15 protein-coding genes are annotated in these 19,821 nt (G+C 72.3%); 4 read left to right on the top strand and 11 right to left on the bottom strand.

What is annotated here, in order from left to right; all coding sequences use genetic code 11:
• Positions 1–6: 6 nt before the first annotated feature.
• The 5 genes from LADH09A_RS05820 to LADH09A_RS05840 form a co-directional block, all read right to left on the bottom strand.
• Positions 7–1,851 (bottom strand): prolyl oligopeptidase family serine peptidase, encoded by a 1,845-nt coding sequence (locus LADH09A_RS05820; protein WP_238643695.1) that lies wholly within the window; start codon positions 1,849–1,851, stop codon positions 7–9.
• Positions 1,852–3,630 (bottom strand): N-acetylglutaminylglutamine amidotransferase, encoded by a 1,779-nt coding sequence (locus tag LADH09A_RS05825; RefSeq protein WP_238643696.1) that lies wholly within the window; start codon positions 3,628–3,630, stop codon positions 1,852–1,854. It abuts the gene before it with no gap.
• Between the two features lie 99 nt (positions 3,631–3,729).
• Positions 3,730–6,399, bottom strand: a complete 2,670-nt coding sequence (locus tag LADH09A_RS05830; protein ID WP_238643697.1) for a carboxylate--amine ligase/circularly permuted type 2 ATP-grasp protein — start codon at positions 6,397–6,399, stop codon at positions 3,730–3,732.
• Between the two features lie 229 nt (positions 6,400–6,628).
• A complete protein-coding gene (locus LADH09A_RS05835) occupies positions 6,629–7,978 on the bottom strand; it encodes a cellulase family glycosylhydrolase (RefSeq protein ID WP_238643698.1) in 1,350 nt (449 codons plus the stop codon).
• A gap of 90 nt (positions 7,979–8,068) precedes the next feature.
• On the bottom strand, positions 8,069–8,671 hold the full coding sequence (locus LADH09A_RS05840; RefSeq protein WP_238643699.1) for a dihydrofolate reductase family protein: 603 nt from the start codon (positions 8,669–8,671) through the stop codon (positions 8,069–8,071).
• A gap of 146 nt (positions 8,672–8,817) precedes the next feature.
• On the opposite strand from LADH09A_RS05840, the gene LADH09A_RS05845 reads away from it, so the two are divergent.
• On the top strand, positions 8,818–9,795 hold the full coding sequence (locus LADH09A_RS05845) for an aldo/keto reductase (protein ID WP_238643700.1): 978 nt from the start codon (positions 8,818–8,820) through the stop codon (positions 9,793–9,795).
• Between the two features lie 22 nt (positions 9,796–9,817).
• Here LADH09A_RS05845 and LADH09A_RS05850 read toward each other — a convergent pair whose 3' ends face one another.
• Positions 9,818–10,561, bottom strand: coding sequence for a YqjF family protein (locus tag LADH09A_RS05850; RefSeq protein WP_238643702.1), 744 nt, complete (start codon positions 10,559–10,561; stop codon positions 9,818–9,820).
• A gap of 19 nt (positions 10,562–10,580) precedes the next feature.
• A complete protein-coding gene (locus LADH09A_RS05855) occupies positions 10,581–11,738 on the bottom strand; it encodes a winged helix DNA-binding domain-containing protein (protein ID WP_238643705.1) in 1,158 nt (385 codons plus the stop codon).
• A gap of 269 nt (positions 11,739–12,007) precedes the next feature.
• On the opposite strand from LADH09A_RS05855, the gene LADH09A_RS05860 reads away from it, so the two are divergent.
• The 3 genes from LADH09A_RS05860 (at position 12,008) to LADH09A_RS05870 (ending at position 14,554) form a co-directional block, all read left to right on the top strand.
• Positions 12,008–12,931 (top strand): RNA polymerase sigma factor, encoded by a 924-nt coding sequence (locus LADH09A_RS05860; RefSeq protein WP_238643706.1) that lies wholly within the window; start codon positions 12,008–12,010, stop codon positions 12,929–12,931.
• Between the two features lie 112 nt (positions 12,932–13,043).
• Positions 13,044–13,928, top strand: a complete 885-nt coding sequence (locus tag LADH09A_RS05865) for an alpha/beta fold hydrolase (protein ID WP_238643709.1) — start codon at positions 13,044–13,046, stop codon at positions 13,926–13,928.
• Positions 13,929–14,092: 164 nt separating this feature from the next.
• Complete coding sequence (locus LADH09A_RS05870) at positions 14,093–14,554, top strand: DUF5709 domain-containing protein (RefSeq protein WP_238643711.1); 462 nt, start codon at positions 14,093–14,095, stop codon at positions 14,552–14,554.
• A gap of 60 nt (positions 14,555–14,614) precedes the next feature.
• Here the strand turns inward: LADH09A_RS05870 and LADH09A_RS05875 are convergent, their stop codons facing one another.
• The 4 genes from LADH09A_RS05875 to LADH09A_RS05890 form a co-directional block, all read right to left on the bottom strand.
• Complete coding sequence (locus LADH09A_RS05875; RefSeq protein WP_238643713.1) at positions 14,615–16,195, bottom strand: DHA2 family efflux MFS transporter permease subunit; 1,581 nt, start codon at positions 16,193–16,195, stop codon at positions 14,615–14,617.
• A 770-nt stretch (positions 16,196–16,965) separates the two neighbouring features.
• Entirely contained in the window at positions 16,966–18,216 is a 1,251-nt protein-coding gene (locus LADH09A_RS05880) for an HNH endonuclease signature motif containing protein (RefSeq protein WP_238643715.1), read from the bottom strand.
• Between the two features lie 146 nt (positions 18,217–18,362).
• Complete coding sequence (locus tag LADH09A_RS05885; protein ID WP_238643717.1) at positions 18,363–18,938, bottom strand: DinB family protein; 576 nt, start codon at positions 18,936–18,938, stop codon at positions 18,363–18,365.
• Positions 18,939–19,016: 78 nt separating this feature from the next.
• On the bottom strand, positions 19,017–19,820 hold the full coding sequence (locus LADH09A_RS05890) for an IclR family transcriptional regulator domain-containing protein (RefSeq protein WP_238643719.1): 804 nt from the start codon (positions 19,818–19,820) through the stop codon (positions 19,017–19,019).
• Position 19,821 lies beyond the last annotated feature (1 nt).

A 19,821-nucleotide genomic window follows, 5' to 3' on the forward strand; every position in this document is an offset into this window, starting at 1 on the left:
AACGCCTCAGCCGACGGTGGTCGTGGCCGCGGCGAGGTGCCGGGTCAGCCAGGCGGTGGTGGCCGTACGCGCCGCCTCGGCGTTGGCGCGCGTCAGGAAGTCGTGCCCCTCGCCGGCCAGCACCAGGTGCCCGTGCGGCACGTCCCGCGCGGCGAGGGCCCGCGCCACCTGCGCCGACTCGCCCGCCGGCACGTTGGTGTCGTTGGCGCCGTGGATGAGCAGCACCGGCACGTTGAGCCGGTCGACGTGGGTCATCGGGGATAGGTCACGCAGCAGCTCCGCGTCGCGCCGCGGGTCGCCGTACTTGCTGACGGCGGCGGCGGCGATCCACGGCTCGGTGCCGGCGTAGAAGGTGTGGAAGTCGGAGATCCCGCACTCGGCGACCCCGGCGGCGAACAGGCCGGGGAAGTTCACCAGCACCGCGAGGACCAGGTAGCCACCGTAGGAACGGCCCAGACAGCCGAGCTGGCCGGGGCGGGCGACGCCGCTGTCGACGAGGAAGTCCGCGCAGGCCGCCACGTCGGCGATCGCCCCGTACCGGCCGGCGAGGTTGTCGGCGGCGACGAAGGACCGGCCGAAGCCGGACGAGCCGCGCACGTTCGGCGCGAACACGGCGACGCCCTGCGCGACGAGAGCCTGGAACAACGGGTTGTAGCAGGGGCGTTCCTGCGCTTCCGGGCCTCCGTGCAGACTGATCGCGGTCGGCCAGGGACCCGGCCCGGCCGGGCGGTAGAGCCAGCCGGAGAGCGGCAACCCGTCGCGCGCCCGCAGGTCGACGAGGTGCGGCGCGACGCCGCCGTCGCCCGTACGCGCCACACCGGTGTCCGGCCGCAGCGGGCGCAGCGCCCCGCTGCTCGGGTCCACCAGCCAGACCTCCCGCGGCTGCACCGGCCCCTGTGCGGTGAGGCAGAGCAGGTCACCGCCGGCGGCGAAGACGGCGTCGTCGAGCACCTCGCCCGGTGCCACCACGGCTCGCTGCACCCCGCCGGCGACATCGAGCAGGCTCACCTCGCTGCGGCCACCGTAGGTGTTCCACAGCAGCGCGACCCGCCGCCCGTCGGCGCTCGGCACGGCCTGCTCCAGCTCGGCGTCCGGTCGCCCGGCGAGCCGGGAAGGCGGCTGCTCCGGTCGGGTCAGGTCGACCCGCACCAGCGCGGCGAGTTCCGAGAACGCGTCGGTGCGGGCCAGTACGCTGGTCCCGTCCGGACCGAACCAGCCCTGGTCGGTGCTGCCCTGGCCGGTGTCCGGGAACAGTCGCCGCCGCTCGCCGGTCGCCACGTCGAGCACTTCCAGCCAGCGCGCGTTGCGCGGGCCGCGGCGCAGCAGGGCGACGCCGGTGTCCGGGGTGACGTCCAGGAGCGTGAGCAGGTCACTCTCGGCGAGCACCCGCCGGTGCCCGGTGCCCGCGTCGACCAGGACGGCCCGACCGTGCTCGTCGGTCTCGGTGACCATCAGGACCGCGCCCCCGGGCAGCCAGCCGGCCATCGCGGCGCTGCGGCGGCCGAAACCGGCGACCTGGCGGCGTCCTGACCCGTCCGGGCGCAGCACCCACAGCTCGGTGCGGGGAGCGCCGCCCGGGGCGACGACGCAGGCCAGCCACTGCCCGTCCGGGGACCAGCTCAGCGCGAGCACCGGGTCGTCGCCGGTGGGCAGCGCGACAGCCTCGGCGGCGTCGACGTCGCGGACCCAGACGCCCGGCGCGCCGGCCCGGTCGGAGAGGAACGCCACCCGGCGACCGTCGGGGGACGGCGCGGGCGCGTGGTCCTCGCCGGGAGGCAGCGGCGGTGCCGGCCGGTGGCCGACGGGACGCGTCCGCCGGGTGGTCAGCGGCACCTCGGTCCGTACGCTCATCTAAACCCCGATCCGCTGCAACCAGAGCTCCAGCAGCCCGAGCTGCCAGAGTGCGTTGGAACCCAGCGTGGTCCGCTGGGCGTTGGGCGTGTCCAGCAACTCCTCCAGGTAGTCCTTGCGGAACAGGCCCCGCTCCCGCGCCGGCCGGGCGGTCAGCGCGTCGCGCACGTCGTCGAGCAGCGGGCCGGAGAGGTGCCGGATGGCGGGCACCGGGAAGTAGCCCTTCGGCCGGTCGATCACCTCGTCCGGGACGATGCCCCGGCTGGCCGCCTTCAGCACGCCCTTGCCGCCCTGCGCCAGCTTCATCCCGGGTGGGCAGGCGGCGGCCAGCTCGACGACCTCGTGGTCGAGGAACGGCACCCGGGCCTCCAGCCCCCAGGCCATCGTCATGTTGTCCACCCGCTTGACCGGGTCGTCGACGAGCATCACCAGGCTGTCCTGCCGCAGGGCCGCGTCCAGCGCGGTGTCCGCGCCGGGTGCGCCGAAGTGGGCGGCGACGAACTCCAGGCTCGCGTCGTGGTCGAGCATCCACTCGGGCGCCAGGTGCCCGCCGAGCGCGTCGTGGCGACGGTCGAAGAACACCCGGGCGTACGCCTCGACGGCGTCCGCCCGGGCCACGTTGGCCATCGGCGGGTACCAGTCGTAGCCGGCCAGGATCTCGTCGGCGCCCTGGCCGGACTGGACCACCGTGATCCGCTGCGAGACCTCCTCGGACAGCAGGTGGAACGCGACGCAGTCGTGGCTGACCATCGGCTCGCTCATCGCCGCGATGGCGTCGTGCACGGCGGGGACGAACCGGCTCGCGCCGATGCGGATCTGCTGGTGGTCGGTGCCGTAGTGACGGGCCACCAGGTCGGAGTAGTGGAACTCGTCGCCGCTCTCCCCCGCCGCCGCCTCGAAGCCGATGCTGAAGGTGGCCAGCCCGGTCTGACCCTGCTCGGCCAGCAGGGCGACGATCAGGCTGGAGTCGAGACCGCCGGAGAGCAGCACGCCGACCGGCACGTCGGCGACCATCCGCCGGCGTACGGCGGTGCGCAACGCCGCCATGAGTCGCTCCTGCCACTCGTCGGCGGACATCGGATCGGCCGCGGCCCGGGTGAACTCCGGCCGCCAGTACAGGGTGTCGGTGCTCCGGCCGGCCGCGGTGACCACCCGGACGGTGGCCGGTGGGAGTTTGCGGACCCCGGCGAGGATCGTGCGCGGCGGGGGCACCACCGAGTGGAAGCTCATGTAGTGGTGCAGCGCCACCGGGTCGAGGTCGGTGTCCACGTCACCGGCGGCGAGCAACGCCGGCAGGGTGGAGGCGAAGCGGACCCGGCCCGACCCCTCGGCCAGGTAGAGCGGTTTGATGCCGAGCCGGTCGCGGGCCAGCACCAGGGTGTGCGTGGCCAACTCGACCAGGGCGAACGCGAACATCCCGTAGAACCGTTCGACGCAGGCCGTCCCCCACCGGTGGTACGCCTTGAGGATCACCTCGGTGTCCGAGGTGGACCGGAAGGAGTAACCGGCGGCGATCAGCTCGTCGCGCAGCTCCCGGTAGTTGTAGATGCAGCCGTTGAAGACGACGGCCAGACCCAGCTCGTCGTCGACCATCGGCTGGGCGCCCGCGTCGGACAGGTCGATGATGCGCAGCCGTCGGTGCACCAGGGCCGCCGGCCCCTGCTGCCACCGGCCCTCACCGTCCGGGCCCCGGGAGGCCAGGGCGGGAAGCATCCGCTCGACGGCCGCCATGTCCGGTGGCGTCCCGTCGAAACGGAACTCGCCTCCGATACCGCACATGCCACGCACCTCTCGTCGGCTCGGATCCGCTCGGGCCGCTGACCGGTCCAGGCTTGGCGGACCGGGTTGCGTCCCGATGACGGCTGGGTCAAGCGTGGGTTACACCGACGGCTGCTCGTCCCCACCGAGCAGCCAGGTGTCCTTGGACCCACCGCCTCGGGACGAGTTGACGATCATGCTGCCGGCCGGCGCGACCCGGGTCAGCGCCACCGGCGCGACCTCGGCGGTGTCGCCGAGGAACACGAAGGCCCGCAGGTCGACATGGCGGGGGGCGAGAGCCGTGCCGTCGAAGACCGGGTGGGTGGTCAGCGTGATCATCTCCTGGGCGATCCACCGGTGCGGGGCCGCGAGGATCTGCTCCCGGACGGCGTCCAGTTCCTCCGCCTCGGCCCGGGGGCCGATCACCACCCGGTCGCCGCCGTACCCGTCGACCGGCTTGAGCACCAGCTCGTCGAGCCGGCCCAGCACCTCGGCCCGCTGCTCGGGCAGCCCGCACAGGTACGTCGGCACGTCGCCCAGCAGAGCCTTCTCACCCAGGTAGTACTCGATCAGCCGGGGCACGTACGCGTACAGCGCCTTGTCGTCGCCGACACCGTTGCCCAGCGCGTTGGCCAGCGTGAGCCGCCCGGCGTGCACCGCGGCGAGCAGCGGCCAGCCCAGCGGCACCCCGTCGGCGCCCGGCGCGTGCAGCAACGCCTCCTCGTCCATCCGCAGGTAGATCACGTCCACCTCGCTGCGGCAGCCCTCGCGGACCAACCGGACCCGGCCCTCCTCGACCAACAGGTCGTTGGTCTCGGTCAGGGGCACGCCCATCTCGTCGGCGAGCAGCCGGTGCTCGAACCACGCGGGATCACCGGGACCACTGCTGAGCACGACCACGGCGGGGTCGTCGGCAGCCGCCGGCGCGGCGGCGACCAGCGCCCGGTACAGCATCGCCGGCGTCTCGTCGGCGGGCAGCAGATCGGCCGGCACCGGCAGCTCCGGCAGCACCGCCTGGGTCAGCCGCCGGTTCTGCACCGCGTAGCCGATCCCGGAGGGCACCCGCAGGTTGTCCTCCAGCACGTACCAGCCGCCGTCCGGGTCCCGGACGAGATCGGTGCCGGACACCTGGGCGCGGGTCCTCCGCCGGCCCATCAGCGCCCCGGTCGGGCGCAGACCGGGAGAGGACTCCACCACCCAGGCCGGCACCACGCCGTCGGCCACCGCGGCCCGGTCCGCGTAGACGTCGCGCAGGAACGCGTCGAGGGCGCGGGCGCGCTGCACCAGGCCGGCGCGCAGGGTCCGCCAGTCGGCGGCGGGCACGACACGCGGCACCAGGTCGACGGGGAAGAGCCGGGTGCTCGCCTCGCCGGCCACGCTGAACGTCACCCCGCGGGCCCGCTGCTCCTCGTCCCGGTCGTTCTCCCGTTGACGCAGGCCGCCGGCGCCGAGGCCGCGCAGGGCGGCCAGCAGCGGACGGTACGCCGGCTCCGGGCCGCCCGGCCCGAAGACCTCGTCGGACGAGTCGGTGTAGGTGGGCAGGACGGGCAGCGGCGACACCCCGGGCAGGGGCTCGCGGACCCGTCCCCGGGTCTCGTCGAGGAGCAGGTCGACCACGTCGGCCAACCGGCCGCGCCGCTCGTACGCCCGCCGCTGCCGCGCGGCGGAGCTGCCACGCTCCAGCGCGTACCGGGTCAGCTCACTGACCTGCTGCCAGTCACCGGTCGCCTCCAACTGTGGACGCAGGTCGGTCACCAGACGGCGGACCGCCTCGGCGGCCGGCACCGGCCGGGCCGAGCGGGGCAGGTCGAGCAGGTCACCCTCCAACCCGGACCGGGCTGCCCGCCAGACGGCGGCGCGCAGCACCGGTGGCCGTACGCCGGTGCGCTCCACGCCGGCGCGCAGCGCGGCGACCTCCCGCCGGACGAGCGCCCGGAACAGGCCGGTGAGCAGGACGATGGTCTCCACGTCGGAGTTGGCGTCGGTGATCCGCAGTTCCACGGTGGGCACGTGGGCCGACGGCCGGACATCGAAATAGATCATGGCGGGGTCGGTGATGGTCTCGGAGGAGATCAGCTCGGCGACCAGCGCCTCGTGGTCCGCTGCGCTGGTCACCTCGCCCGGGTCACCCGCCGTGGGCCAGCGTTGCCAGACCAGCGACCGGACGCTGGCGTAACCGCTGTCCTGTCCCATCCAGTACGGCGAGCTGGTGGAGAGAGCGAGCAGGACGGGCAGCCACGGCTGGACCCGGCGGGTGACGGCCACCGCGAGATCCCGGTCGGACACCCCGACGTGCACCTGCGCGCCGCAGATCAACTGTTCCCGGGCGAGCATCTGGTACTCGTCGAGCATCCGGCGGTAGCGGGAGGTCGGGGTGACGCTCGGGTCGCCGTCGGCGCGCAGCGGCACCGTACCGGCCGCCACGATGCCCAGCCCGGCCCGGTCGGCGACCCGGACGGCGAGCTGACGCAACCGGGTCAGCTCGTCGCGGATCTCATCGAGGGTGCGGCAGACCTCGGTGTTCGTCTCCACCACGCTGCGGTGCAGTTCGGCGGTGAACGAGGTCGCCGGCAGCCGGTCGAGCAGTTCACCGGCCCGGGGCACCAGTTCGCGGGTGTGCAGGTCGACGACGTGGAACTCCTCCTCCACGCCGATCGTCGCCAGGTCCGCCGGGTCACCGTCGGCCAGGGACGCGACCGGGCTGTGGCGGGGCGTGGGCAGTGTCCGGCCGTTGCCGGACCGGCCCGTCGACCCGTCGAACGTCGGCACGTTCGTGGTGTTGTCGGCCATGCTCACCCCGGTTCGCGTGTCGGTGCTCTCGGCTGTCCGACGAGCGTTCCCAGGGTTGGTACCGGGGGTGTTTCCGGCGCGTTAAGGTGACGCGCCGGTCTCCGCACGCCCCGCGGCGCGCAGCCGCTCCCGTCGAATCGACGGGCATGGCGATGTCGGGGTATCCCGCCGATCCGGATACCCCGACATCAGTGAGCCCGTGTGGATCACGGCCTGGGAGCGGCAGGGGTCACCTCATGTTGGCCACCACGAACGGCGCGTGGCCGTGCAGGTGGTTGTTCCACCCGCCGGTCACCGGCGCTCCCGGGCTGAGCAGGTTGGTGGTGTCGGTGCCGACGTCGAGTTTCCACGCCGTCCAGGAGATGCCGTTGGTCTTCATCCAGTCGATCCAGGACTGCGCCTCCGGCAGGCAGGAGCGACCGTCGAGGCCACCGTCGGCGTGGCTGGCCCCCCACTCGGTGACGAACAGCGCCAGCCCCGCGCGGATCGCGGCGTCGCCCTTGGCGCGCAGTGCCGCCCCGTGGGTGCACGAGTAGAAGTGCAGCGTGTACATCAGGTTGGTGCCGGCGACCGGGCTGGCCGCCGCGACGTCCACGTCCTGCGACCAGGTCGGGGTGCCGAGCACGACGATGTTGTCCGGGTCGGCGGCGCGGATCGCGGAGACCACAGCCTGGTGGTACGGCTTGATGACGCTGGTCCAGCTCACCTGCAACGGCTCGTTGTAGGGCTCCCAGATCACGTTGGGCAGATGACCGTAACGGCGGGCCAGGTCACCGAAGAACGCCACCGCCTGGGACTGGTTGTTCTGTGCCTCGTGGGCGTGCCAGTCGACGATCACGTAGACCCCGGCGCTGACCGCGTTGTTGATGATGGTCTCCACCTGCGTACGTGCCTTGTTAGGGTCACTGAGGTACGCGCCCGCCGGCTCCACACCCATGGCCGCGCGGATCACCTGGAGGTTCCAGGTGTCCCGCATCCAGGTCAACGCGGAGAGGTTCTCGGCGTACGGTGCGGTCTCCCAGTTGAGCCACATGCTGCTGACGCCCCGCAACTGCACCCGCGCGCCGGTCCGGTCGCACATCGTGGTGCCGCAGACCCGCAGTTGCCCGTGCCGCTCGACCGGGGTGCCGGTGGTCGGCGGCGGAGTGGTGGGTGGTGGGGTCGTGGGCGGCGGCGTGGTCGGTGGCGGGCCACCCGCGCAGGACGCGCCGTTCACGGTGCAGTTGACCGGGGTCCCGGAGCCGTTGACGAGGAAACCGAACGAGGTCGAGGCGCCGGCGGCGAGGGTGCCGTTCCAGGACACGTTGGTGAAGGTGTAGCGGCTGCCGGAGGTCGACTGCTGGGCGTTCCACGACTGGCTGACGGTCGAGGAGGACGGCAGGTCGAACTCGACCCGCCAGCTGGTGATCGGCGCGGAGGTGTCGTTGGTGACGGTGACCTGCCCCTGGTAGCCACTGCCCCAGCTGTTGGTCACGGCGAACACGGCGGTCGCCGCGCTGGCCGGGGAGGCGGCCAACGCCACCCCACCGGCCAGCAGGCCGGCGACGGCCAGGGTCGTGACAAGTCTCGGTGCGCGCATGCGGAACCCGCTTCGGATCGACGGTGGTGGTCGGAGGCGGGGCGGCGCCTTCGCGCACCATATCGATCAATGCCGATGGAGACAAGGCGCTCAGGCCGCCCTGCGTACCCGGTAGGCCAGGTGGGTGACGCCGTCGCCCTCGACGAGGCTGATCGGACCGTCCAGCTGAAGTGGTGCGATCTTCAGGTCGGCGAAGAGCGGGATGCCCGCACCGAGCAGGACCGGGACGAGCTCGACGTGCACCTCGTCGAGCAGGCCGGCCTCGATGACCTGGGCCGCGATGGTGCCGCCGTTGACACCGACCTCCTTGTCGCCGGCGATCGCCTTCGCCCGGTCGATGGCACTCTCGATGCCGTCGGTGACGAAGACGAAGGAGTCGTTCTCCGGCTCCCAGCCCTCCGGCACACTGTGCGTGACCACCACGACGGGCACGTCCAGCGGATGCCGGCCACCCCATCCACTGGTGATGTCGAAGAGCCTCCGGCCGACGACGAGCGCGCCGGTCCGCTCGGTGAGAGCCCGCAGGTGCCGGGCACTCGCGGCGGACGTCCGGAAGGTCAGCTCGGGGTCGGCCGTCGGCGTCTCGACGTCGCCCGTCTCGTACCACTGGAACAGGTACTCGAAGCCACCGTGGGACGCGTCCGCGATGTAGCCGTCCAACGACATCGTCGCCCAGGTCGTCACCTGCGTCATCGATCCACTCCTCGGTCCGTGCCGTGTCGGCTCGTCGGTGAGACCGGGTGTGCCCGGCCCTCACCCCATGGTCGAACCTGGGGCGGCATTCCTCGACACGTGCGGCGAGATTTTCGCGGCGCGTCGGCTGTCGTAGCGTGGGACGCATGCGAACCACCACGCTGGGCAGCGCAGGTCCCGAGGTCGGCGTCATCGGCCTCGGGTGCATGGGCATGAGCCACGGTTACGACATCAGCGGCCCCCGCGACGACGACACCTCGATCTCGGTCATCCACCAGGCTCTCGACCTGGGTGCCACCCTGATCGACACGTCCGACGTGTACGGGCCCCACACCAACGAGGAGCTGGTGGGACGGGCACTGGCCGGCGGCCACCGGGAGCGGGCCGTCCTGGCGACGAAGGTCGGCCTGGTCGCCACCTCCCCCACCGGCGGTCCCGGCAACTCGCCGAAGATCGGCAACAACGGCCGTCCGGAGCACATCCGCGCGGCGATCGACGACAGCCTGCGCCGGCTCGGCACCGACCACGTCGACCTCTACCAGTTGCACCGGGTCGACCCGGAGGTGCCCATCGAGGACTCCTGGGGTGCGATGGCGGAGGTCGTGGCCGCGGGCAAGGCACGCCAGATCGGGCTGTCCGAGGTGACGGTCGCGCAGATCGCGCGAGCCCAGGCGGTGCACCCGGTGGCGTCGGTGCAGTCCGAGTTGTCGCTGTGGACCCGCGACCCGCTGGCCGAGGTGCTGCCGTACTGCGCCGAGCAGGGCATCGCGTTCCTGCCGTTCTCCCCGCTCGGTCGCGGTTTCCTCGCCGGCCGGTTCACCTCGTTCGACGACCTGCCCGCCGACGACTTCCGCCGTGGCCTGCCGCGCTTCCAGCAGGACGCGCTGCGCGCCAACCTCGCCATCGTCGCCCGGGTCCGGGAGGTCGCGGACCGGGCCGGCGTCACGTCCGCGCAGGTCGCGCTCGCGTGGGTGGTCGGCCAGGGTGACCAGGTCATTCCGATCCCCGGCACCAAGACCCCGAAGTACCTGGCGGACAACTGCGCCGCCGGAGACGTGCGGCTCGGCGCCGAGGATCTGGCCGACCTGGACGCCCTGCCCGCGCCCGAGGGCGGTCGCTACTGACAACCCGGCGGCCCGGCCACACTCAGCCGGGCCGCCGCACCGCCACCGGCGGGCCGAACCTGACCCCGACGCCGGGCGAGTAGAGCACGCTGACCGGCGGCCCGACCGGCGCCGGCAGCCCGGCGGCGGCGATCAACTCGTCGTCGAGGTGCAGCAGCTCGGCCCGGTGCAGCGGCCAGCGCGGATGCCAGTTCGGCAGGTGCAGCGTGCGCCCGTACGCCCGGGTGTGCAGCCCCCAGCGGGCGGTGACGAAATGCTCGAGGGGCGTCGGGTCGGTGACCTGCTCCCCCACCCGCACCACCATGCGGCTCGTCGTGCCCGCCGGGCCGGGCCAGCGTCGCCGGCACCGGTAGGTGAGGCGGTCACCGTCGCGGTCCATCCGCATCGAGGACCAGAGGTACGGCAGACGCAGCGTCGCCCGTGCCACCAGCACCGGCACCAGGCGGGACGCGTCCAGCGACCGGAACACGACGGCCCGCCGACCGAGGTCGTCGACGGAGTAGAGCCGGACGTTGGTCTCCCAGAACGTGCCGAAGTACGGCACCCCGGGACCTCGCCCGAAGCCCAGCCCGACCATCCGGAAGCCGATCAGCCCGACGTGGCTGACGCCGTCCAGCGTGTCCGGACGGGTCCCGACCGGCAGCAGTGGTGCGACGAGCGCCGGGTCGACGGCCCAGTGCAGGAAGGTGAGGTGCTCCCAGCGCTGGCCCAGGATCGCCCAGGGGAACGACTGCCGGGGCGAGTGGTCGACCGGTTCGATGTCCACCCCCTCATCGTGCCCTGCCTCAGGCGTGCGGACCGACGCTCACCGTGCCGACGGTCAGCGTGGCTCGGCCTTCCAGGATCTGACCGACCCGCTCGACCTCCTCCGCCAGCTCTCGCCGGCGACCGGCACCGAGCGCCCGCAACGGCTCGACCGTGATGTGGATGGTGCGGCCGGAGCGACGCGAATGCCAGACACCGGCGACCGTCCCGTCGACCAGCAGCACCGGATGGTTGCCGGCCTGCCCTCGGGCCAGCGCCCGCTCGGCGGCCGCGCCGGGAAAGAGCAGGTCGCGCGGATGACAACCCACCGCGTACGCGTCGAAGTAGGGCAGCAACCGCACCCCGGACGGCTGGTCGTCGGGGAAGTCGGTGTCGCCGGCGACGACCCAGGACGGCGTGCCCGCCACGGTCACCTCGGTCAGGTCCAGTGCGTCGAACAGCGACGTCGCCCATCCCGGGGGCACCGCCATCCACCGGGCGAAGTGTGCCGGGGTGGCCGGCCCGTACGCGTACAGGTAGCGGCGGACGAGATCGGCCAGCGCGGCCCGGCCGGCCAGCGGCACGAACCCGGGCAGCCACCGGGCCGGGCTGGTGTACGTGGTGGCACGGCCCCGGTTCGGCCCGAAGCAGATGACCCCGCTGCGGCTGGCGGCCGCCATCGCGGCGATCCATCGCGGCCAGGTGTCCTGGAACGCCTCCATGACCCGTTCGCCGGCCCACGGGCCGGTGCGGGCCACCACCTCCTCGGTCAACTCGGCGGTGGTCAGCTCGGCGTCGGCCACCGCCTCGGCGATCGCGGCGAGCACCTGCTCGGTCTGCTCCGGGGTCAGCAGGCCGCCGCTCTCCGCTGGCGGCACGGGCAGCGCGCTCAACGCACCGGCCCACATCGGCAGGTCGGCGGCGGCAAGCAGGTGCACGGTGCCGCGCGGGCCGCGACTCTTGACCAGCGTGCGGTCAGTCCACAGTGCCTGGCGCACCAGAGCGCGGGTCGCGCCCGGCACCCGCAGGCCGACGGACAGCTCGGCGGCGGAGGCGACCTGGGCGTGCGCGCCGCACATCGTCGACACCACGCCAGCGACCGCGTCGGTGTCCGGGTCAGCTCGCTGGTCGGTCGACGGCGCAAGCGCGTGCCGGTGCAGCCGCCGAGCCGACACCTGCGCCCAGCTCAGGTCGATCATCGCGGGCCTCCACCGACGGCGCGGACGCCGGTCGGGCCCGACCACGGGACGTCGACACCGCAGATCCTCATGCCGCCCACGTTACGACCGGCGTACGTCACTTTCCGCAGGCGAAGGCACCCTCGGACGGCTGGCCTGGGCTCTCCCCCGCCGTCGGCCCGGGGAGCCGCATCCTCACCCGTCGTAGGCTGGTACCGGTGTTGGACCCTGTGCAAAACGTACAGACCGCCACAGGTAGGACAGCCGGTGACGTATCGGAGGGCGTACGCGTGACAGAGGGTGACGCAAATCTGGTCGCACTCGCGCAGGCGGGCGACGCGGCGGCCCTCGGGGTGCTCCTGGCCCGTCACGAGGCCGAGATGCGGGCCGTCGCGCTGAGCATCCTCGGTTACGGACCGGACGCCGAGGACGCGGTGCAGGACGCCATGGTGGTGGCGCTGCGTCGCATCGCCGAGGTCCGCGACCCGGCCGCCGTCGGCCCGTGGCTGCGCGCCATCGTCCGCAACAACAGTCGGATGACGCTGCGCGGGCCCAGAGCCGTCCCGGTCGCCGAGCCGGAGTGGTTCGCCCGACCCGCCGACACACCCACCCCGGAGGAGGCGCTGGACCGGGGCGCGATGCGCGACTGGGTGTGGCACGCCATCGGGCAGTTGTCCGAGCCGGACCGGCTGGTCACCCTGTTGCGCTACTTCAGCGACGCGTCGTCGTACGAGCAGATCGCGGCCGTGTGCGGGGTGCCGGTCGGCACCGTCCGCAGCCGCCTCAGCCACGCCCGTCGTGCGCTCGTCGGCGGCCTCCGCGCGGCGGGGAGCGCAGCGCACACCGACGTCACCGCGACGACCGAGTCGCGGTGGCGGGAGGGCCGCGACATGATCGCGACGGCGATGGGCGGCGACTTCGACCGGGTGGTCCGCGAGAGCTGGTGGCCGGACGCCGAGATCATCGTGCCCGGTGGCCCGCGCGGCGGTCGCGACCTGGCGATCCAGGGAATGAACGGCGACCTGACTGCGGGGGTACGCCAACGGCTGCGCAACGTGGTGGCCAGTGGCGACGTGCTGATCTGGGAGACCGACCTGATCAGCCCGCCCGACGACCCGGAGCACTGCCCACCCTCGGCGCTGTGGTTGCAGGTCCTGCGCGAGGGGCGGGTGCGCCAGCTCACGCTCTTCCACCCCGTTCCGGCGCTGGCCTGAAAAACTTTCCCCACCGAGCGAACTTTTCCGTCCTCCCACGCATCTGGTCCGCGTCATGCGTCAGTTGCCGTGCCGGCGTACGCCGCACGGGTCTCGGAACGGGAGATAGTTCATGGGTTCCACCAGCCACGACGTCAGCGCCCTCGCACCGGGCGCCCACAGCTTCACCGTCGACGGCGTTCGGCAGGTCTACCACGTCGCCGGCACCGGCCCGGTGTGCGTGGCGCACTCCGGCGGCCCCGGCATCGAGTGGGCCTACCTGCGCACGCCCAGCCTGGAGGAGCACTTCACGATGGTCTACGTCGAGCCGGTCGGCACGGGCGCCTCGGGCCGCCTCGACGACCCCGCCGACTACCGTCTCGACACGTACGTCCGGTTCCTGCACGCCGTTGTCGAGCACCTCGGCGCACCCCGGGTCCACCTCCTCGGGCACTCGCACGGCGGTTTCGTCGTCCAGCGCTACGCCCTCGCACACCCGGACCGGCTCGCCGGTCTCGCCCTGTACGACACCTCACCCGTCACCGGGGCCGAGTTCTGGGCCGAGGCGATGGCCGGTCTGGCCGCGTACCCGCAGCGGCACCCGGACCGGCCGGAGGCGGCGGCGGTTCCGGCCGCGTTCGGGCAGATCGGCGCCGCGACGGACGACGAGTCGTTGGGTGCCGCCCTGCGTGCCGCCCTCCCGGTGTACTTCGCGGACTTCTGGGGCCGAAAGGACGAGTTCGTCCCGTTCCAGGCCGCCGTACGGATCTGGTCGGCCCCGGCCGGCGCACAGGACCCCACGCCCTTCGACGTACGAGACGACCTCGGCGAGATCGCTGTGCCCGTCGTGGTGATCGTGGGGGCGTACGACTTCATCTGCGGCCCCCGCTGGGCCGAGCAGGCGCACGCAGGCCTCAAGGACTCTCGCCTGGTCGTGCTGGAGCACAGCGGGCACTTCGGGCACATCGAGCAGCCGACGGAGTTCACCGCCGCCGTGGTGGAGCTGCTGAGCCGCTGATCGTCGCGCGCTGCTGAGCCGCTGATCGTCGCGCGCTCCCGAGCCGCTGGTCGTCGTGCGCTCCCGAGGTCCGTTCGTCACAGCGGGCAGGCCTCGGGTCGCGCTGGCGTTGGACGGTCATAGGCTGGGCACCTTTGGTGCACCGTGACGAAGAGGAGACCGCCGTGAGCCAGACCGAACGGATGGATTCCGTCGACGAGTGGAACGTGGCCGAGGACGACGGGGTCCTGGACGCCTCGGACACCCTGGACGACGACCGCGTCGGCGACCCCCTCGACACCGGCATCGTCGCCGAGGACCACTGGACGGCGGCGAACCGGTTCGGCACCACGCCGGCCGAGGAGCGGGCGGGCGAGTCCCTGGAGCAGTACCTCGCCCAGGAGGTGCCGGATGTCGACCCGTACGCCGAGGGCGGCGACGACGAGGACGAGCTGACCCGCCGGGGGTACGACGCCGAGGCGCGCGCCGGCCGTCTCGTCGCGTACGACGAGGGCGTCCGCGAGGACGACGAGGCCGAGTCGGTGGCGTGGGACGCCGGCATCGACGCGGGTGCCGCCAGCGCGGAGGAGGCGGCGGTGCACGTGGTCGAGGACCCGGACGGCCCCGGCGACGGCCCGTTGCGCTGACCCGAACCCGACAGCGCCGCGCTCACCATCCGTGGATGGTGAGCGCGGCGGGCGGTGTGGTCAGTGGATGACGACGGGCGTCTTGACCGGCTCGCCCTGCGATTCGTCGAGCTGCGCCGGCTGACGTCGGCGCGGCAGCAGGGCCGCCGGGATGAACGTGAGCAGGACCAGGGCGAACGCTACCCAGAACGTGTTGGCGAACGACGAGGCGGCGAAGTCGAGCCCACGTTGGATGATCGACGGGTCCACCGGCATCTGCTGGAGCAGCTCCGGCCGCTGCTGGGAGGCGATGGCCAGCCCGGCCTCGGTGACCGGCTTGCCGCTCTCGTCCACCAGGCCGGGGATCGTCCGCGAACCGTTCAGCTCGTTGGTGAGGATCACCGACATCACGGCGGCGCCGACCGATCCGCCGATCTGCTGGAGGATGTTGACCAGCGTGGAGCCGCGTGCCACCTCCTGAGCCTGCAACGTCCGCAACGCCGACGTCATGATCGGCATCATCGTGCCGCCCATGCCCAGACCCATCACGAACAGCGACCCGCCGAGCAGCCAGTACGAGGTCTGCGGGTCGACCTGGGTGAAGCCGAAGAACCCGGCGACGATGAGCGCCAGCGCGAACGGCACGGTGCGCCCGATCGGCACCCGGTCGGCCAACGTGCCGGCGATCGGCATGGTGATCATCGCGCCGATGCCCTGCGGGGCCATCAGCAGACCGGCGGCCAGCGTCGTCTCGCCGCGCACCTGGAGGAAGTAGCTCGGGAACAGCAGGCCGGCGCCCATGAACGCGATGATGAACACGAACAGCGTCAGCGACGCGATGGTCAGGCTGCGGTTGCGGAACAGCCGCAGGTCGAGCAGCGGGTGCCGAGGCTTGAACGAATAGAGCACGAACGCCACCACCAGCGCGCCGCCGACGAGCATCGGGGCCCACACCTTGGCCTCCGCGAAGGTGCCCACCTCCGGCAACGACGAGACGCCATAGAGGAAGAGGGCCAGGCCCGGCGAGAGCATCAGCATACCGACGAAGTCGAACGACTCGGACGGCTCGGGGGCGTCCTTCGGCAGCGCCATCTGCGCGTAGATCAGCCCGACGACACCGATCGGCAGGTTGATCAGGAAGATCCAGTGCCAGCTCGCGGTGTCGATCAACCAGCCGCCGAGGATCGGGCCGCCGATCGGCCCGAGCAGCATCGGGATGCCGAGGACGGCCATCAGCCGGCCGATCCGGTGCGGCCCTGCCGCGCGGGTCATGATGGTCATGCCCAGCGGCATGAGCATGCCGCCGCCGAGGCCCTGAAGCACGCGGTAGCCGATCAGCTCGCCGATCGTGTCGGCAGTGGCGCAGAGCCCCGACCCGATGGTGAACAGGGCCAGCGCCACCATGTAGAGGCGTTTGGTGCCGAACCGGTCGGCCGCCCAGCCGCTGAGCGGGATCACGGTGGCCAGGGCAAGGGTGTACGCGGTCATCGTCCACGCGACGCGGGCGTACGTCGCGTCGAACTCGCTCTGGAAGGTGGGCAGCGCCACGCTGACCACCGTCACGTCGAGGATCGACATGATCGCGCCGAGGACGACGACGCCCGCCACCTTGAGCACCGCGGCGTCGAGTTTGTCCGCTGTCGCGATGGATTGCTGTGTCACGAACGCTCCTGAAGTCGATTGAGCCGGCCAATGGTGGGCGGTGGCGGCGATGCCGCGCCTACCGGGCGCGGGGCGCGACGTGCCAGGGCAGCGACGCGCGCAGGAAGACTAACTGGAGGATGTGACGATTGGCCGCCTGATTTCGTGACCGCGCGGCCCTGCATCCGAACGGCCGTGCGACTGTGGCCGGACGTCGGGGTGGCGATCAACCGGCAGAAACCGCGAACCAGGGACGGGTCGCGGTCCGGGTCAGCGCGACTAGGGCCAGGGATCGGCTGCGCGGCGACCACGCGGTCCCCATCGTGACGGTCGGCGCGTCCACCAGCGGCACAGCGGCGAGGTCGGAACGACAATCGCGCTGATCCCCAGCGCGAACAGAGCAATTGGGTACGAGACCGCGACCGACCTGTGTGCCGGGTCCTGGTCGCGCGTCTCCCACCGCCACGACAACTGAGCGTCAACGAGAGCAGCCGACCCTGGTCGCGCCCCTCCCACCGCCACGACAACTGAGCGTGAGTGATGGCAGCCGACCCTGGCCGCGCGCCGCGCACCGCTGAGCGTGAGTGATGGCAGCCGACCCTGGCCGCGCGCCGCGCACCGCCACGACCGCTGAGCGTAAGTCGGGCCCTGGTCGCGCGCCTCGCACCGCCACGATCGCTGAGCGTAAGTCGGGCCCTGGTCGCGCGCCTTGTTTGCATCGGTGGCCGCCTGAAATCAGGGCGTGCTGCGCTGGTCACTCGATCGGCCTGCTGACCGGGTGTTCGTGCTGCTCACGTTCGTGGGTGGTAGTGGTTGCGGCGGGGGACCTGTTCGGGGTCGAGCCAGGCCGGTGGCACGAATTCAGGGTGGCCGTCGCCTGCCAGGCGCACGGCCCAGTCGCTGTGGTGCAGGTGCCGGTGATGGTGGCCGCAGAGCAGGACGGCGTTGGTGAGGCTGGTGTCGCCGCCGTCGGCCCAGTGGTGGATGTGGTGGGCCTCGCACCAGCGCGGTGGTCGGTCGCAGCCCGGAAAGGCGCAGCCCCGGTCCCGTAGCACCAGAGCTCGCCGGAGGGCGCCGGTGATGAGTCGACGTTGCCGGCCGAGGTCAAGTGGTTGGCCGGCTCCGCTGAGGACGGCGGGAAGGATGGCGGCATCGCAGGCGAGGCGGCGCACGGCTTCGGGGGTGAGGTGCAGGCCGGTGTCGAGGACACCGCTGCCCAGTTGCCGGGTCAGCCCGTCGTAGCTGGTGGTGACGACGATCTGGGCGGGATCACCACCGTGCTCGGGCAACTCTCCGGTACGCAGGGCGAGGCGGCACACGTCGCTGAGAGCGTCGTGTCGGCGTTGGCCGGGAGAGCGCTGGTCGTCAGGCCCCGAGGGTGCGCTGAGTGGGTCGATGGCCGCGCGGAGCAGCCCGGCGGTCGCGGTGTCGAGGATGCCGGTGAGTCGCAGGCGGCCGTCGGTGAGGGTGGAGAGGGTGACGTGGCGGTCGCGGGTGGCGCGGCGGGCTTCGTCGTCCAGGGCGGCTTTGGCGGCGGCGTCGGCGATGTCGGGTGCGACGTGGTCGAGGATGCGGGTGCTGAGTTTGCGCAACAGGGTGGGGTCGAACTGCCCGGCCCACTCGACGAGCACTCCGAGGGATTTGTCAGCTGCCTCGGGACCCGCGGCGGTCTGCACGCTGTCGACCGTGTCGGCGATGACCCGGGCCTGGTCCACGGTGATGTGACCATCTGCCAGTGCGTGGCGTACGCCAGGGTTGCCGGCGTCCAGGACGGCGGCGAGGTCGACGAGGCGGCGGGCGGCCGGGATGGTGAGACGCAACCGTTCGCGAAGCCAGACCGCGGTGGAGGAGGCACCCTGCGTGGTGGCGGTGCGTCGGCCGTCGAGCTCACGGATCAGGGCCAGCTTCACCGCGGCGAGACGCTGCTCGATGCGGTGCGCGGTGTCAAGCGCGGCGATCAGCTCGCCCTCGGGCTGCGCCCAGGTGGCCGTGTCGGCGCAGGCAGCGATGGCATCCTCTGCCTGCGACAACTCCTCGACCATGACCCGAGCCTAGAACAGGCGTACGACACTGTCAGTCATCATGATCGATCCACCGCAGGCCCCGTCATGCCGTCGCCGACCCATGGGAGACGCCACCCGTGACCCTGGTCGCGGGCCAACGACGGGCTGCCATGCCCGGCAGAGACCTAGTTGTCGCCAATGCTGGCGTCGAGGGCAGCCTGCTCCACTCGCTGGCGGTGGTCCAGCCACCACGACTCGTCCACAGAGGGCAGGTTGTCGTGCCCGGGCAGCAGCCCGGCGGCGCCGTCGATGAGTTCGCGCACGATGTCGGCGTGGCCGGCGTGCCGTTGGGTTTCCGCGATGACGTGGACCAGGACGTGGTGCAGCGTGACCGGTGCGTCACCCCACCACGGCACGCGGCCTACCTCGTCCAGCGCGAGGGCATCGATGGTGGCGTCGGCGTGGGCGATCGCGCGCCGGTACAGGTCGACGATCTCCTCGCGGGTCTCATCCGCGCTCGCCCACATGTCGGCGTTCGTCTCCGCCCCGTCGCCGACATACGGCAGCTCCTGGTCGAACGGTCGGCCGAACACGACGCCGAAGTAGAGGATCTCCATGGCCGCCGCGTGCTTCACCAGGCCGAGCAGGTTGGTCGCGGTCGGGGTCAACGGACGCCGAATGTCGTACTCGCCGAGCCCGTCGAGCTTCCACAGCAGCGTGTCGCGGCCGCCCTTCAGGTAACTGCGCAGGTCTGCCTTCATCGCGGCACTATGGCATCCGGTCGGGTGTCGGCGCCGCCCCAAACGATCGCGGACCTCACGGTCGGGAGGACAGCACACCTAGACGGTGACCACCGGCACGGCGGCGGTCAGCGCCCAGTCGTGCCCGATGTCGGCGGCGGCGCGCAGCAGCCTCGGCAGATGCTCTTCCCGCAGGGTCTCCAGCGAGGTCTCGGCCGCGTGCACGGTCACGTTGATGGCGGCGACGACACGCCCGTCGCCGTCGCGTACGCCGGTGGCGACGGACCGGATTCCCGGGGCCAGGTCCTGGTCGGCGAGGGCCCAGCCCTTCGCCCGCACCTCCCGCAGCACGGCGTCGAGGTCGCCGGGTGAGGGCTGCCAGCGTGGCGTGATGCCGGAGCGGGTCGGCTCGGCGAGCACGGCGGTCAGGGTCTCCGGTGGCAGCGCCGCGAGCAGCACCTTGCCCATCGAGGTCGCCGGGGCCGGGAAGCGGGTGCCGATGGTGACGCCGAGCGTCACGATCTTCGGGACGGCCACCCGGGCGACGTAGACGATGTCGCTGCCGTCCAGCTGGGCCATCGAGGTCGACTCGTTGGTCTGCGCGACCAGCTTCTCCATGTGCGGGCGGGCCACGTCCCACATGTTCAGCGCGTTGACGTACGCCATCCCCAGTTCCAGGACGCGCGGGGTGAGGGTGTGGCCACGGCCGACCGCGCGGACGTAGCCCAGCGATTCGAGCGTGATGAGGATGCGTCGGACGGTGGGCCGGGCGAGGCCGGTGGCGGCGGCGATCTCGCTGAGCGTCATCGACGGGCAGGCCGGACGGAAGGAGCGCAGGACGTCGAGGCCACGGGCGAGAGCCTCGATGAAGTCGGGCCCGGCGCCCCTTCCGTTGTCACTCATG

The organism is Micromonospora cabrerizensis (assembly GCF_022230955.1).
GTDB classification, from domain to species: domain Bacteria; phylum Actinomycetota; class Actinomycetes; order Mycobacteriales; family Micromonosporaceae; genus Micromonospora; species Micromonospora cabrerizensis.

What these genes read in the sequence shown, in the direction of transcription:
- LADH09A_RS05890 (WP_238643719.1), bottom strand. Translation starts at nt 19,820, where the DNA reads ATGAGTGACAACGGAAGGGGCGCCGGGCCCGACTTCATCGAGGCTCTC.
- LADH09A_RS05825 (WP_238643696.1), bottom strand. Translation starts at nt 3,630, where the DNA reads ATGTGCGGTATCGGAGGCGAGTTCCGTTTCGACGGGACGCCACCGGAC.
- LADH09A_RS05845 (WP_238643700.1), top strand. Translation starts at nt 8,818, where the DNA reads ATGCGAACCACCACGCTGGGCAGCGCAGGTCCCGAGGTCGGCGTCATC.
- LADH09A_RS05880 (WP_238643715.1), bottom strand. Translation starts at nt 18,216, where the DNA reads ATGGTCGAGGAGTTGTCGCAGGCAGAGGATGCCATCGCTGCCTGCGCC.
- LADH09A_RS05840 (WP_238643699.1), bottom strand. Translation starts at nt 8,671, where the DNA reads ATGACGCAGGTGACGACCTGGGCGACGATGTCGTTGGACGGCTACATC.
- LADH09A_RS05855 (WP_238643705.1), bottom strand. Translation starts at nt 11,738, where the DNA reads ATGATCGACCTGAGCTGGGCGCAGGTGTCGGCTCGGCGGCTGCACCGG.
- LADH09A_RS05865 (WP_238643709.1), top strand. Translation starts at nt 13,044, where the DNA reads ATGGGTTCCACCAGCCACGACGTCAGCGCCCTCGCACCGGGCGCCCAC.
- LADH09A_RS05835 (WP_238643698.1), bottom strand. Translation starts at nt 7,978, where the DNA reads ATGCGCGCACCGAGACTTGTCACGACCCTGGCCGTCGCCGGCCTGCTG.
- LADH09A_RS05830 (WP_238643697.1), bottom strand. Translation starts at nt 6,399, where the DNA reads ATGGCCGACAACACCACGAACGTGCCGACGTTCGACGGGTCGACGGGC.
- LADH09A_RS05820 (WP_238643695.1), bottom strand. Translation starts at nt 1,851, where the DNA reads ATGAGCGTACGGACCGAGGTGCCGCTGACCACCCGGCGGACGCGTCCC.
- LADH09A_RS05885 (WP_238643717.1), bottom strand. Translation starts at nt 18,938, where the DNA reads ATGAAGGCAGACCTGCGCAGTTACCTGAAGGGCGGCCGCGACACGCTG.